Source organism: Pontimicrobium sp. IMCC45349, assembly GCF_047219225.1.
Lineage (GTDB): Bacteria > Bacteroidota > Bacteroidia > Flavobacteriales > Flavobacteriaceae > IMCC45349.
Map to the genome: position 1 here is coordinate 1,199,511 of NZ_CP178208.1, position 15,619 is coordinate 1,215,129.

10 protein-coding genes are annotated in these 15,619 nt (G+C 31.9%); 5 read left to right on the forward strand and 5 right to left on the reverse strand.

All coding sequences use genetic code 11. The features are described 5' to 3' along the window. Positions 1 to 6 precede the first annotated feature (6 nt). Positions 7 to 441, reverse strand: coding sequence for a cytochrome c oxidase assembly factor Coa1 family protein (locus ACLII3_RS05505; protein WP_412987138.1), 435 nt, complete (start codon positions 439 to 441; stop codon positions 7 to 9). 88 nt (positions 442 to 529) lie between these two features. Between ACLII3_RS05505 and ACLII3_RS05510 the strand changes: the two genes are divergently transcribed. The 4 genes from ACLII3_RS05510 to ACLII3_RS05525 all read left to right on the forward strand — a co-directional run bounded on the left by ACLII3_RS05510 (position 530) and on the right by ACLII3_RS05525 (position 4,798). After that, on the forward strand, positions 530 to 1,684 hold the full coding sequence (locus ACLII3_RS05510) for a beta-ketoacyl synthase N-terminal-like domain-containing protein (protein ID WP_412987139.1): 1,155 nt from the start codon (positions 530 to 532) through the stop codon (positions 1,682 to 1,684). Positions 1,685 to 1,711: 27 nt separating this feature from the next. Then, positions 1,712 to 2,680: an alpha/beta fold hydrolase gene (locus ACLII3_RS05515; RefSeq protein WP_412987141.1), complete on the forward strand. Its 969-nt coding sequence runs from the start codon at positions 1,712 to 1,714 to the stop codon at positions 2,678 to 2,680. Between the two features lie 33 nt (positions 2,681 to 2,713). Continuing rightward, positions 2,714 to 3,808: a biotin synthase BioB gene (gene bioB, locus ACLII3_RS05520; protein ID WP_412987143.1), complete on the forward strand. Its 1,095-nt coding sequence runs from the start codon at positions 2,714 to 2,716 to the stop codon at positions 3,806 to 3,808. Between the two features lie 117 nt (positions 3,809 to 3,925). After that, the gene (locus ACLII3_RS05525; protein ID WP_412987145.1) at positions 3,926 to 4,798 is read left to right on the forward strand and encodes a cupin-like domain-containing protein; all 873 of its coding nucleotides are present in this window, start codon (positions 3,926 to 3,928) and stop codon (positions 4,796 to 4,798) included. On the opposite strand, the gene ACLII3_RS05530 is transcribed toward ACLII3_RS05525, so the two are convergent. Then, a complete protein-coding gene (locus ACLII3_RS05530) occupies positions 4,788 to 5,264 on the reverse strand; it encodes a regulatory protein RecX (protein ID WP_412987147.1) in 477 nt (158 codons plus the stop codon). The two genes, ACLII3_RS05525 and ACLII3_RS05530, sit on opposite strands and share 11 nt — an antisense overlap. A gap of 111 nt (positions 5,265 to 5,375) precedes the next feature. Here ACLII3_RS05530 and ACLII3_RS05535 point away from each other — a divergent pair, with 111 nt between their 5' ends. After that, on the forward strand, positions 5,376 to 10,094 hold the full coding sequence (locus ACLII3_RS05535; protein WP_412987148.1) for a lamin tail domain-containing protein: 4,719 nt from the start codon (positions 5,376 to 5,378) through the stop codon (positions 10,092 to 10,094). 51 nt (positions 10,095 to 10,145) lie between these two features. On the opposite strand, the gene ACLII3_RS05540 is transcribed toward ACLII3_RS05535, so the two are convergent. Genes ACLII3_RS05540 through ACLII3_RS05550 form a run of 3 tightly spaced genes read right to left on the reverse strand, consistent with a single transcriptional unit; the run spans position 10,146 to position 15,618 of the window. Beyond that, the gene (locus ACLII3_RS05540) at positions 10,146 to 12,545 is read right to left on the reverse strand and encodes a TonB-dependent receptor domain-containing protein (protein WP_412987150.1); all 2,400 of its coding nucleotides are present in this window, start codon (positions 12,543 to 12,545) and stop codon (positions 10,146 to 10,148) included. A gap of 2 nt (positions 12,546 to 12,547) precedes the next feature. Then, positions 12,548 to 13,267, reverse strand: coding sequence for a DNA repair protein RecO (recO, locus tag ACLII3_RS05545; RefSeq protein WP_412987152.1), 720 nt, complete (start codon positions 13,265 to 13,267; stop codon positions 12,548 to 12,550). Then, the gene (locus ACLII3_RS05550; protein WP_412987154.1) at positions 13,267 to 15,618 is read right to left on the reverse strand and encodes a two-component regulator propeller domain-containing protein; all 2,352 of its coding nucleotides are present in this window, start codon (positions 15,616 to 15,618) and stop codon (positions 13,267 to 13,269) included. Before ACLII3_RS05550 ends, recO begins: the two co-directional genes overlap by 1 nt. Position 15,619 lies beyond the last annotated feature (1 nt).

Consider the following 15,619-nt stretch of genomic DNA (forward strand, 5'->3'; position numbering starts at 1 on the left):
AAAGCCTTAGATATCTTCTAAGGCTTTTTGTAATAAGTTTATTTGTTCACCAGTTTCTTTAATTAGTACGTAAAGTTCTTCATAAATCCATTTGCCATCAATTTTGTTCCCAACAACAATAATTGAGCCTTTCCCTTTGGTTCCTTTTATTGGAATTGTAATATCTACATCACCAGAATCACTACCATTTAACGAAATACTTCCTTGCATAATACCATCACTTTCAATGGACGCTCCTAAAACAGCTAAAACTTCTGTGTTATTTGATGCACTTTCCATAGCATATTCATAAGGAACAGAACCAGTTATTGCCTTTGAAACTCCAAAAAATATAGCACCAATTCCTAAAACAAATAATACTATAACTGTTAGACAACCACCAACAGGCACAACCCATGGCCAATTTCTAGCAAACCAGCTTTTTTTCCTTATTTCTTCCATAAAAAATGATTTATATAAAGATAAGTATTTGGTCTTTAACTTTTGTTACATTTTTAGAACACTTACCTTTGCCCAAAGCTTAAACTACTTGAAACAGCCTATTTCTATAACCGCAATTTCTTCAATTTCTCCATTAGGTAACTCTTTGGAAGAAACTTGGTCAGCTTACACAAATAAGCAACATTATATTACTAAAAAATCACTTGGTGATAATTCAGCTTTTGTAGCACAAATTTCAGAAACTGGCAAAAAAGAAATTGAACTTTTAAAACAGTCGGATAATAAATATCGTTCGTTAGACAATTCTGTATTATACGCAATTTACGCTTCAAGAGTAGCTGTTAAAAATGCCCAATGGAATGCTAATGACAATTTTGGAATAAATATAGGATCATCAAGAGGTGCAACCGAGTTGTTTGAAAATTATTTTGAGGAATTTCTTCAAAAAGAAAGTGCAAATACGCTTTCGTCTCCAACAACTACATTAGGAAATATTTCTTCTTGGATTGCTCACGATTTGCAAACAAAAGGACCAGAAATAAGTCATTCAATTACATGTTCTACTGCACTTCACGCCATGTTAAATGGAGTTGCATGGATAAACTCTGGGATGACTGATAAATTTTTAGTTGGAGGTAGTGAAGCGCCTTTAACACCTTTTACAATTGCACAAATGCAAGCTTTAAAGATTTATTCTAAAGAAAAGGAAACAGATTATCCTTGTAAAGCACTGGACTTTCAAAAAACAAAAAACACTATGGTTTTAGGAGAAGGTGCTTCAGCTATGTGTCTAGAAGTTGGTAATTCCCCAAATGCTTTAGCAAAAATTGAAAATATAGGTTATGCTACAGAACTATTAGAGCATAGTGTATCTCTATCAACAAATGCAAAGTGTTTTCAATGTTCAATGGCTATGGCTATCAAGCATCTTGACCCAAATGAAATAGATATTATTGTAACACATACTCCTGGAACTTTAAAAGGTGACATCGCAGAATTTAATGCTATTAAAAAGATTTTTAAAGGTAAAATTCCTTCGTTAACCACTAACAAATGGAAAATTGGCCATACGCTAGGTGCTTCTGGAGCTTTAAGTATAGAATTTGCGATATTAATGTTGCAAAACCAACAATTTATTCCAATTCCTTTTGATAACTCTGAATCTCCAAAACAAATTAAAAAAATACTAGTTAACGCAGTAGGTTTTGGTGGTAATGCAGTTTCTATATTACTATCTAAATAGTTTATATATTTACCTAAACTAAATTTTATGAAATCAACCTTTCTTTTCCTTTTTGGAGCATTAATTTCGCTTCCATTATTTAGTCAAACACTTCCTCAACCAGATATTTTTGATAGGTATGAATCTAAAACCTATACCATTGATGGTTATAACTATAATGTTGAAGTATTAGGCGAAGGAGATCCTATTTTCTTTTTACCTGGAGGTCCTGGTAATTCACATGACTACATGCAAGGTAACTTTGGACAGTACTATAAAACCAACACCTTAGTCTTTTTTGATTGGTTAGGAAGAGGTAAGTCTGACGATGCAAAAAATGTTTCAGAATATTCAGTTGAAAATGATGTTGAACTCATTGAAAAACTGCGCGTTTTACTAAAATTTGATAAAATATCCTTAGTTGGTCATTCATATGGAACCGTTCCTGCTCAAGCTTATAGCATTAAATATCCAAATAATGTAGACAAGATGGTTCTTATAAATGGTTTCCATAGTGGCGCAATGTGGCAAGCCAATTGTGATAGTTATAACCATTATGCAAAAACACATTTTCCGGAAAAATGGAAACAAGTAGACTCACTTAGAGCTTTAGGTTATTTGTCAAGTGAAGAACCATTATTATCTGTTTATGGAAACTTTCCAACAAAATATATTTATTACCACAACACGAAACTAAAACAAAATGTTCCTAAGTATAAATTTAGAGGAATGGCACCAGATGTTTATGTTACAATTATTGGAAAAGATGGCGATTTTGATGTAAGTGGTAGTATGATTAATCAAGATTTTCGAAAAGATTTAAAAAATGTAAAAGCAAAAACATTAGTTGTTGCTGGTCGTTACGATGGTGTTTCTACACCAGAATTTGCTGTTCAATACAAAACATTTATGCCTCAAGCTACCTTTGTTATGTTTGAACAAAGTGCTCATAATCCATATCTGGAAGAGCCTGAAAAATTTTATACCCTTTTTGAAGAGTTTATGAATATAAAATAAAGTATTTTTGTACCACAATTCAATACAATTATTATGAGTGATATAAGGCATGATTGGACTAAAGAAGAAATTCTTAATGTATATAATAAACCTTTAATGGAGTTGCTTTATGAAGCAGCTTCTCTACATAGAAAATATCACGACCCAAATACAGTACAAGTAAGTACACTTATTTCTATTAAAACTGGTGGATGCTCTGAAGATTGCGGATACTGTCCACAAGCTGCACGATATCATACAGACATCGAAGGAAATGATTTAATGAGTGTACAGCAAGTAAAAGCGCAAGCACTACGCGCAAAAGAGAGTGGTTCTTCTCGTGTATGTATGGGAGCATCTTGGAGAAATGTAAAAGATGGCCCTGAGTTTGACCAAGTACTAGATATGGTTCGTACTATTAACAAGTTAGACATGGAAGTATGCTGTACCTTAGGTATGGTAACCGAAAACCAAGCACAACGTTTAGCCGAAGCTGGATTATATGCATACAATCATAATATTGATACATCTGAAGATTACTATGATGATGTTATTTCTACAAGAGCATTTAAAGATAGAATAGATACAATAGAAAACGTACGTAAAACCAATGTAACTGTTTGTTCAGGTGGTATTATTGGTATGGGAGAATCGTTAGAAGACAGAGCAGGAATGTTAGAAACTTTAACACGTTTTTCTCCACATCCAGAATCTGTACCAATTAATGCATTAGTTGCAGTTGAAGGTACACCAATGGAAGATCAACCTCCAGTTAACATTTTTGAAATGGTACGTATGGTAGCAACTGCTCGTATTGTTTTACCAGATTCACAAGTTCGTTTATCTGCTGGTAGAACACAAATGAGTAGAGAAGGTCAGGCGATGTGTTTCTTTGCTGGTGCTAATTCAATTTTTGCTGGTGACAGACTTTTAACAACACCTAACCCAGACATTAATGAAGATATGAAAATGTTTGAAGAGTTAGGATTAAACTCTCAAAGAGCCTTCTTTAAACATGAACAGCGCGAATCTATTGAAGCTGAAAATAGCAAGTTCAAAGATTTAGGCGAAAAACCTAAATGGACAAGACCAGGTCATAAAATTGAACGTAATGAATTAGCAAAAGAAAAAGCTAAATCATTAAAATAATTCAATTCATTAAAAAAACCTTAGACACTTGTTTAAGGTTTTTTTAATCCCAAATCCAAAACAATATTTAAAATTCCATAACGTTTTTATAACTTTGGAATAATAAACATTTATCCTTTGAAGTTAAATCTCCAAGATGTTCCTCGTGTAAAAACAATTTCAAAAGAGGACTTTATAAAAAACTACTTTAAGCCTCAAAAGCCTGTTGTTATAGAACGCTTTATAGAGGATTGGCCTGCGTACTCAAAATGGTCTTTAGACTATATGAAAGACATTGCTGGTGATAAAACAGTACCCTTATATGACGATAGACCTGTAGATTATAAAGATGGTTTTAACGAGCCTCACGCTACCATGAAAATGAGTGAATATGTAGACTTATTAAAAAAGGAGCCTACAAAATTTCGAATTTTTCTTTGGAATATCTTGAAAGAAGTACCTCAACTTCAAAAAGACTTTTCTTATCCAGATTTTGGATTAAAACTTATGAAAGGACTACCAATGTTATTTTTTGGCGGTAGAGATTCTTATACATTTATGCATTATGATATTGATTTAGCTAATATTTTTCATTTTCATTTTGAAGGTAAAAAACAATGTATTTTGTTTGATCAAAAACAAAACAAACACCTTTATAAAATTCCGCATTCACTAATTACAAGAGAAGATATTGATTTTGCTAATCCAGATTTTAATAAATGGCCTGCTTTAAAAAATGCTAAAGGTTATGTTGCCAATCTAGAACATGGAGAAGTACTATATATGCCAGAAGGTTATTGGCATTATATGAGATACATTACACCTGGTTTTTCTATGAGCTTAAGAGCTATTGCCAGAAATCCTAAAAACTTATCAAAAGCCATTTACAATATATTTATTATGCGACATTTTGATAACTTAATGCGTAGAATGAAAGGTCAAAAATGGATTGATTGGAAAAACGAAAAAGCTATTGTAAATACACATCAAAAAAACAACATTAATCAATAAGCTGGTTAGCTTTTTCGTAGACTAAATGGCTCTCCCAACCTCTATATAAGAGGTAATCAACCAACTTTTTTTTCTTTTTTAACTTGTTTGTTTCTAGAATTGAGCTAGCCTTTTTTTCGGCTAATTCATTAAAAGTTTCGATGTATTCATCTTCATTAATTTCCCTAAGTCCTTGATTTATATTATTTTTGGAAATGTTTTTTTTCTTAAGTTCTAAGATTAAACGATGTTTGCCCCATTTTTTTATTCTGAACTTGCCTCTAATATATGATTTGGTAAAACGCTCTTCATTAAGAAAGTTGTGTTGTATCAACTCCACAATTATGTAATCTATTGCCTCAGGAATCATTTTCATTTCCTTTAGCTTTTGATGCACTTCTTGATGACATCGTTCTTGGTATGCGCAATACTTTTGAAGCTTAGATAGTGCTTCATCAACAGTGTAGGTTTTTTGAGTATAATGCATGCTACAAATTAATAACTATTTGTTAATAAATAAAAATAGCTAATTCACTGGCTGTTAATTAATTTCGATTAATCTTCCAATCAGTGTTTTAAAAGAAAAAGAATTAGCCCTATGAAAAAAAAATACTACTTTATTTTAATAGCTTTCCTATGCCTTGGATTTTCTGGTTATGGGCAAGTTACGATTGGAATTCAAGACTTTGATGGCGGAACTCCAGAAATGACATATACAGGAGGAAGCAATGCCTCAGGAAATGGACTCTTTCCAGCTACTCCAAAGTATACCTCTAACTCTAATGGTAGGCAAGTGAGTAATACAACTCAAACTATTGAATTTTCTAATGTCGATGCTTCTTTATACACTTCAATTAATTTTAAAGTACGCTTAGCTTCTTTTGCAAATACTTCAGGAAATGGTGCTGATGGAAGCGATTATGCTTTAGTTGAAATAAGTAATGATGGTGGTACTACTTGGTCTGAAGAGTTAAGAATTAATGGTAATAACAATGCTAAATGGGGTTTTTCTGGAACAAATGAAGGAACAGCAACAGCATCTTCAAATTACGACGGAGATAACACACCTTCAATATTTGCTCCAACTGCTGGCGGATATAGAGATGCTGCCGAAGGTGATGGTTACACATTTTTAGAAGTTAATAACCTTCCAAATTCTTCAAATTTAAAAGTAAGAATCCAATTATCAAATAACAGCAACAACGAAATTTGGGTAATTGATGATGCAGAAATAGAGGGAATACTTTCTACTGATACTTCAGTTCAATTTACCTCAGCAACTTCCTCAATGACAGAAGATGGTGTTTTTATAGATGTTTGTGCATCAATTATAAATCCTTCTGCATCAAATGCTACTACAGTAGATATTGCTTTAGATGGCGCAAGTACTGCAACTAATGGAACAGATTATGATGATGGTGCAGTAACTCCTGCTGCAATTAGTTTTCCTCAAACATTAACGTTCCCAGCAAACGATGGTTCAGACCAATGTTTTACTATATATATTAGTAATGACGATAGTATTATTGAAACCGACGAAACTATAGTCTTAAATCTAACCAATGTAGCTGGTGGTGATTCTGCTACTATTGGCACTATAAACCAACACACTGTTACAATTAATGATAATGATTTTTATGATTCTTGTAATACCTCAGTCACTATTCCTGTTAACGGAACATGCATTAATCAATCGTTTACAAATGTAGGTGCTACTGATAGCGGAATTGCTGATCCAGGATGTGCTAGTTATTCTGGAGGTGATGTATGGTTTAATTTAACTGTTCCTGCAAGTGGTGCTATTACTGTAGAAACTTCAGGTAATGGTGGAATAACAGATTCTGGATTAGCATTATATTCTGGAACATGCGGCAGTTTAACTTTACTAAGTTGTGATGATGATTCTGGTCTAAACAATATGTCTTCCATCACTGAAACTAGTTTAACTCCTGGACAAACGATTTATGTTCGCGTTTGGGAATTTAATAATAATGATTTTGATACATTTGGTATTTGTGCATATTCAGCACCTGAAATTGATGTTGAAAGAAATACAAACGCTTCAATTCCTTTAGGCACTTGTGCATCTAATCCACCAAACACAGGAAATAACACACTTTTTACCGCTACAAACATTGGAAGTACTTCCACTACAAAATTATATTACATTCAAAATGAAGGATCTGATGATTTAACAGTATCTACAATAACTTTTGCCAATGGTACAGATTTTAACTTTGTAAACCTTCCTACTTTACCTGCAACTATAGCTGCTGGAAATAATATTTCTTTTGAAATTGAATTTGCTCCAAACACTAGTGGAAATATAGAGGATACAGTAACCATAAACAGTGATGATACTGATGAAGCTACTTATACATTTTGTGTTGGTGGCGAAGGTGTATGTGTAGCTTCTCCTATAACAATTAGTCCTTCTTCTGGTCCTGTAAACACAGTGGTAACAGTAAATGGAAATGACTTTTTAGGAAGCACTACTGCTACTGTTGATGGTGTTGCTGCAAGTATTAATATAATTTCAGACACTTTATTAGAAGTAACTATTCCTTCTGGTGCTTCTACTGGAAGTATAGATGTAAATAACAATTTAGGATGTATAAACTCTGAAGCTTTTACTGTTATTGACAATCTCATTTCTAGTTGTGAAGGCAGTGGTACACCTCCTGCTGAGTTATTTATTAGTGAAATTACCGATCATGGAACTGGTTCACATTCATATGTAGAGATTTACAATGGTACTGGAAGCGCAATTAACCTAACTGGTTACGAAATTAGAGTACACAATAATGGAAGTGCAACTCCAACAAGCACTGTAGCACTTTCTGGAACTATTGCAAATGAAGATGTTTTTGTTTTAGCCTTTGGAAGTGTAGATGCTACAAATCCATATGCAGCTCATGGTTATGACCAATCTAGTGCTATTAGTGGAATTAATGACGATGACAATATTAGGCTTTACAACAATACAACTTGGGTAGATCTTTGGGGTGATATATCTGGAACTGCATTTACAGTTGCTGCAAACGATTATACTTATAGAAGAAAAAACACTGGAATAACTGCACCTAGTACAACTTGGAATGCATCTGATTGGGATGCTATAACACCAGCTGATTATTCAGATATTGGGACTTATGATTACTCTATAGGAACTCCTCCAACTATTGATACAGAACCAACTTATTCGTCTAACTGTGAATTTACTGCTACTTTAATGGTTTCTGCAACTGAAGGTTATAATGGTGTTGCTCCTGCCGACACTAAAGAATTAGCTTATCAATGGTATTATTCTGCTCCAGGTGACTCTGGGTGGACTGCTGTTCCAGACGATGCTACTTATGACAATGTTACTACAAATACACTTACAATAAACAATATATTAAACGCATCAAACTACCAATTTTATTGTCAAGTAAGAGAAGATGATGCTTCTTGTTATACGGCTAGTGAAGCAGTACAAATTGATCTTGACAAAACAACCTGGACTTCTGGTGCTTGGGATAATGGCGCACCTGATATTACAAGAATTGCAGTAATTGATGAAAATTATACTACCAATGCTACTAATGGTAGCTTTAGTGCGTGTAGTATTTTTGTTACTGATAATAATAGACTTACGATTGATGATAGTTACTACGTTGAGATTGAAAACCACATATCTATTGATGGAGAAATATTAGTTGAAACTAAAGGTGCATTGGTTCAAAACAGTAGTAGTGGTACAGTAACTGTTAACGCAAGTACTGGAGGAAAAGCCTCTGTTGATAAAGAAACTGCTCCATTAAGTACTTGGCTAGATTATACTTATTGGAGTTCTCCTGTATCTGGAGAAACAATTGGTAATGCTTTAGCTGATTCTGATATTAACCGTCGTTTCTGGTTTAATGCAAGTAACTTTAGAGATTCTCAAATTGAAGTAGGTAATAATAATTCTACTAATCCAGGTCAAGATGATATTGACGACAATGGAGATGATTGGACCTTGGCTAACGGTGGAGATACTATGTTAGCTGGTGTTGGATATGCTGCTACACATTCACAAACTGCTTTTGTTTTCCCTAATGCAAACTATAAATACTCTTTTGTAGGACCTTTTAACAATGGTGATATTTCTACTCCTGTAGTTAGAAATGATGCTGAAACAAATGACAATAACTGGAATTTTATTGGAAACCCTTATCCTTCAGCAATTGATGTAGATTTGTTTTTTGCAGAAAACAATTATAGTTCTAATCCAACAGATGGGACTTTAGATGGTGCCATTTACTTATGGTCTCATGATACTCCTGCATCTGCTGCTGCAAATGGTAATGAAAACATGAATTTTATTCAATCGGATTATGCCTTGATAAATGGTGTTGGAGAAACTGCTGGTGGCGATAATAATAACGATAATATTATTGACGCAAATGATAGACCTAATAGATACATTGCTTCTGGTCAAGGTTTCTTTATCTCTTATTCTGATGCTCGTTCAAGTACTAATGGGTTTGTGAGGTTTAACAATAGCATGCGTGTAACAAGTGCAGTAGGTAATAGCCAATTTTTTAGAACAAGTAATAATAATCAACGTAATAGTTCAAACTTAGTAGATTCTAATAAATTATGGATAAGCTTTAAATCGGACAATGGTGCTTATGCTGAAACATTAATAGGTTATGTTCCTGGAGCTACTAATGTTGATGATGGCAGTTATTTTGATGCAAGAAAAAACCTAGCATCTGATGCTTATATTTCTATTTACAGTACTATTGAAAATGATATCAACAAGTTTGCTATTCAAGGTAAAGCAATTGAAAGTTTAACCTTATATGAAGTAATTCCTTTAGGGTTTTCAACTTCTATAAACGAAGCTACCATTTATACTATAGCTGCAAATGATTTTGAAGGTGAGTTTTTAACTAATAACACAATTTATTTAAAAGATAATTTATTGAATGTAATTCACGACTTATCAAGCACAGCATATAACTTTACATCTGAAACAGGTGAATTTAATGAGCGCTTTGAAATTATATTTACTCCTGAAACCTTATCTGTAAATGAATTTGAAGTAAATACAAACGACCTTACTATTATAGAGTTAAATAATGGTCAAGTACAATTTAATGTTTCAAATCATTTAAATATGAATTCTATCGAAATATTAGACTTATTAGGTAAACGTATATACAAATTAAGTGCTTCTGGTCATTCAGAAATTTTAAATTTATCTAAGTTAAGTCAAGCAACTTACATAGCAATTGTTGAATTAAGTGATGGTCAAAAAATCACGAAAAAAGCAATAAAAAGAAAATAAATAATTTCTAAAATAAGTTAAAAAGGCCACTATAAATAGTGGCCTTTTTTTTTATAAACTATACTTTAAAGCAAGAATTACATTTGTTCCTGGAGCAGCAATACCAGATGAATAAGTTCTATAACGCTGGTTTGTAATATTCTCAAACGTTGCTACCATAGATAGTGATTTATTAAACTTATACTGCGACCTAAGATTTAATGTATACCAAGAAGGAGAATAGGGTTTACCGTTTTCATCCAAAGCAAATAAATAATCTGCAACCGAGTTAGACAATTGATTATTAGTCAACTCTCCATTATAATTAATAAATGCATCAAACTTCATTTTATTCTTAGACCAAATAAAGTGACTATTTCCAAAAGCTGGAGCAACATGTCTTACAGGTACTTCAATCCCATTTTCATCTTCCTCAGTACCTCTTACAATACTATATTGAGATGTAAATTTTAAATCATCTGAAAAGTTAATTTTAAGTCCTGCTTCAAATCCATAAATCCAAGCTTTTGAGGCATTTTGAATAGCTTGTACATTACTTAATTCTCCATCATAAATTATTTCAGTTTGCCCATTAATACTAAAATCTCGTCGTACTAAAGCATTATCTAAATAAGTATAATAGGTTGATAAATCTATAATCACCGAATTAGAAAAATTAAGTGTTAACCCTAACTCACCTCCATATGCATATTCAGGTTTTAAATCGTTGTTAGGCACTACAACAGATCCAGGCTCAGAATCAAATATTTTACCAACATCATCTATATTAGGTGCTCTAAAAGCTGTTGAGGCATTGAACTTCCATTGCATTAAGTCGCTAGGATTCCAACTTAATCCAGCGGTTCCTGTTAACGCTCCTGTGTTTAAATCGGCATTACTAAATGGGAAATCGTAAAACTGATTATTATCTGTTAAATCAGCATTAATGTTTATGTGATTATATCTAATACCAGATTGAAATGTAAACTTTTTATTTGGCTTGTATTTATAACTCATATAAGCAGCTAAAGACTGCCAATTAGAACCATTAGGATATCTTGAAGCTATCGATTCTAAGTCATTTGTAACTATATTTTTTTTAATTCCTTTAGAGCCTACTGTATTGTAAATATACTCTGTTCCATAAAAAAGTTTTGCACGCTCTGAAATGGATTTCTCAAAGTCTAAATTAAATGAAATAGCATCAACATTTTCATCTCTTATTCTTCTTTGTTCTGAATTTAAGTTTCTATCTATTCTACTTTCTTGAAAATTTTGATACGCTGCAGTTAGTTTTATTTTATCATAAAAGCTAGATTTACTACTTAATTTAGTTAACTGAAAATTTCCTAAAAACCATTTTTGTGGTCCATAATACCATTCCGCTGAGCGCAAATCTTCTCCATTATACCTTATCAACCTATCATATCTTGGATAATCTGAAGTTGCTGAATAATGTAATCCAAAATCTATGCTTAATCTATCATTTGCTTTGTAATGCGCTTTTTGAAGAAGATTAATTTGATTATATCCTGTGAATTTTTGAACTCTAGAATCCTTATTTTCAACTATATTATCTATACCATTTGATGTGGTTACGTATTCAGGTCTTAAATAATCGTTTGGACCATGCTTACCCATTTTGAGATCATCAAAATCGGTATAACTAACACTCGTTAAAAAAGCCCATTCATTATATCCTAAATTAATATCAAAATGACCTGTTTTTTCATTACTAGCGCTAGAGTATCTTAAAGTAGAATTCAACTTTAATAATAAAGAATTGCTATTCGAAAGTTTTGGTTTTTTAGAATAAAAATTCATTACACCTCCAATAGCATCACTTCCATAAATAACAGAGCCTGCTCCTAATATAACTTCAGTATTCTGAATTGCAAATGGATCAATAGATATTACATTTTGAACATTTCCTCCTCTAAAAATAGCATTGTTCATTCTTACTCCATCAACCGAAAGTAATAACCTATTAGTTGAAAAGCCTCTAATCATTGGGCTACCTCCACCTAACTGACTTTTTTGCACAAAAACTTGTCCACTTGTTTGCAGTAAGTCTGCACTAGTTTGAGGATTTGAAAACTCAATATCTGCTGCTTTTAAACTAATTATTTTTTGAGGGACTTCCTTTTTGCTTTGCTCAAACTTAGATGCAGATATTACTATTTGATCTAAATCTTGAGATTTAGGGCTTAAATATATCTTACTCTTAACATTTGATTTTGAAATAACCTTTTTAAAGTAGGATAAGTGTTGGAAAATTAATTTTTCGTTAGCATCAAATAAGCTTATATCAACTATTCCATCAAAATCAGAAACAACGCTCTTAGATTTAGTAGGATTGTACACAGCAACACCAATGATAGGCTCTTGAGAAACCTCATTTAAAATTTGCACTTCTTGAGCATTTGAATAAAAGAAGCACAAGCATAAAAAAAAGACTAGTATTTGCTTCATTACTAACTAAAAACTTGATTTAGTATTGTTAAAGATTTTGGCTGTTTAAAACCGTCCAAATGTAACTTAAAATAGAGTAATATCATATTTAATAACTCTTGTTTTTCGTTTGCTTTAAAACTTAGTGTTTTATCTACATCAAATTTTATACCTAATACTTTTTTAAATAGCAACAACTTATCTTTTGTAATATAATTAACACTATAAGCTTTATTTTGAAAAACGCCTTCTTCTAAGTTAAAAACTGGTAATTCTTTATTTGAAATGTCTGGATAAAAGCCCAAATATTTAGTTAGTTCAATTAAAAATATAATATGAAAACTAGTATTAACATCGGCCTCATCAAACCAAAGTAGAGCTGATTCTATAAAATTAAATAACGAAGTGTTTTTTTCTTCTTCTTGAAGAATCCCATCCAAAATTTCTGCTAAAAACATTACAATAGATGTCTTAATAACATTTGTATGCAATGTTTTGTAAGGGATTAAGGGTCTTACATCCTTAAAATAATGTAAGGTCCTATTTGCTTTATAATCTGCTTCAATTTCTAATAAAGACAGTAATTGAAAGTAAGCAGGTTTAAACTTACCCTTTTTTGATTTTAGTGCATTTTTTAAAAGATAGCTTTTAACCCCTTGTTCAAACGTATAACACTTAATAATTAAATCACTATCCTTATACCTAATTTTAGATAAAACAATTGCCTTTGTTGAGAGTAACATTATCTAACAACCATAACTTTTAAAACATTTGTTTCTAAGGTATCTAAATCTGAAAGCATTACCAAATAAACTCCAGAGGCAACAGTATTATTAGCAAGATTTTTTCCGTTCCAATAAGCTGTACCGCCATCAATTTCTAAATTATAGCCTCTATATCTTAAGTTAACATTAGATTGCGCTTCAGCTACAAGATTACCTTCAATATCTGTAATTTTAATATTAACATTTTCACTAATGTCTTTTATTTTAACTTTCTCCTCATTGATATTAAATGAAGGTCTTACTGGGTTTGGGTAGATATATGCGCTTTCTAAGTCTCCTTTTGGTTTTGAACCTCCAGACCCAAAAGATAATAATCCTCTATCTGTAGCAATACTAACTCTTCCGTTATCCTTATCAATTGCTATATCATTAACATTATTTGAAGGTAAAGGAGAGTTATCTGTTGTGAAATGATAAATTGTTTCTTGACCATCAGAAGATAGATAAAAAACTCCAGCACCTATTGTTCCTATCCATTTATTATTTGAGCCATCGACTTTTATATCTGATATATATTGTTGTTCCAATAACTCTCTTGGTATTCCGTCTTCAAGAATAATTATAGCTTCAGTTCTAACATTTTCGTCTGTAAAAAAATTAGATGTATTATATAACACTCTTAGCCCTCTATTAGTTCCAATCCATAATTGATTTCTATCATCTATGGCTAAAGCTTTAATTTGAGTTGAAGGTAAGTTTGCTGGGTCTTCACTAAAAATATTTTTAAGTTGATTCCCATTTTCATTAAAACCGTACAAACCATTTCGTTCGCCTCCAATCCACTTGGTTCCATCAGCTCCAATAACAACATCGCTATATCCTGACTCACCTGTAAGTCCATCTTGGATAATCTCCAAAAAATTGTAACCTTGCCATTGACCTGTACTTGGGTTATATGATTTTAAAGGTCTATCTACTCGACATGTTAATGACCATAGAAGACCATTATTGTCAAAATTAGTTCCTGTAACCCTAATACTAACAAAATTAGGTGCATTAGGAATTACTAAAGACTCTAATCCACTATTTAAATGGTTTAAAAGTGTTTCCGGTTCTCCATTATTAAACTCAAGAACTCCTGAATTAAATGAACTTATAAATACTTGATTTGGATTAAAAGGGTTAATCGAAATTGCATTAAGATTTTGAGCGTTAAACAAACTATCATGTGGTGTATTAATCCATGAATCTTCATACAAATGACTAACTCCATACTTTCTAACTGGCGAAGGGTGATAACTAATTGTATAATCACCAAAGGAAACCCATAAGCTTCCAAATCCGGCTTCTAAAGAAAATGCATTGTTTCTAAGAGGACCATCAGGATGAATTTCTTCATACTCATTAGAAATAGAAGTATCAAACCCAATTACTCCAAAATCTTCAGTCCCAATATAAACATCTTCATTTATAATTGTTGTAGATGTTAAATTAGATTCATAATTTTCGTCTAGTCCTTGATTAAGTAATAATTCAAAATCTTCATTATATATGTAAATCTCACTTTCGAGTGTAATAATTAATTTATCTTGAAATTCTTTAACATCCTTAGGTGTTGTAGAGTATTGAAATAATTGATTAAGGTTTACTCCATTATATTCGTAAAGGTTTCTATTTAACCTAATACAATATAACTTTTGCCCAACAAATTGTACAGCTAAAAAATTTCCTCCAAAAATCTGAGACCATTCTTGAAAATTAATCAAATTATCACTATCCACTAATGCTCGTCTTAAACCACTGTTATTCTCACAAGCAGCATAAATATAACCATCATGTACAGTTGTTTGATTTACTATTATTTGACTTCCTCCATTACCAATATAATATGTGTCACCAAATTCTAATCGTCCTAAATCGTAAACTGAAATTCCAAAATCTGTTGAAATATAGACAAAATCGTCATGTTCATTAAAATGATTAATTCTTTTATTACTTGGCGGAATAGTAGGTTTATCAATAATATCAATAACAGTAACAACGTCTTCTTCTTGTTCTAAATACACCTCAATTAAACCATTTTCATAACCTATCAATAATAACTCATACGCTTCACTGTAATGAATTGTAGAGATATATTCTCCAGAAAGTCCATTAATAGTAGAAATCTTGGTCATTTCTTGCGTCTCAATATCATGGCTAAATACAGCATTTTCTGCTGCTGCATAAATCTTGTTATTACCAGACACAACATCTTTTATATTTAAATAAGAATAATGGCCTTCCCATAAATTACTATAGTCTTGACTAAAAGAACTCCAAGAAGAAATTAAAAATAAAACAACAAGTAAAACGTGATTCTTTTTCATT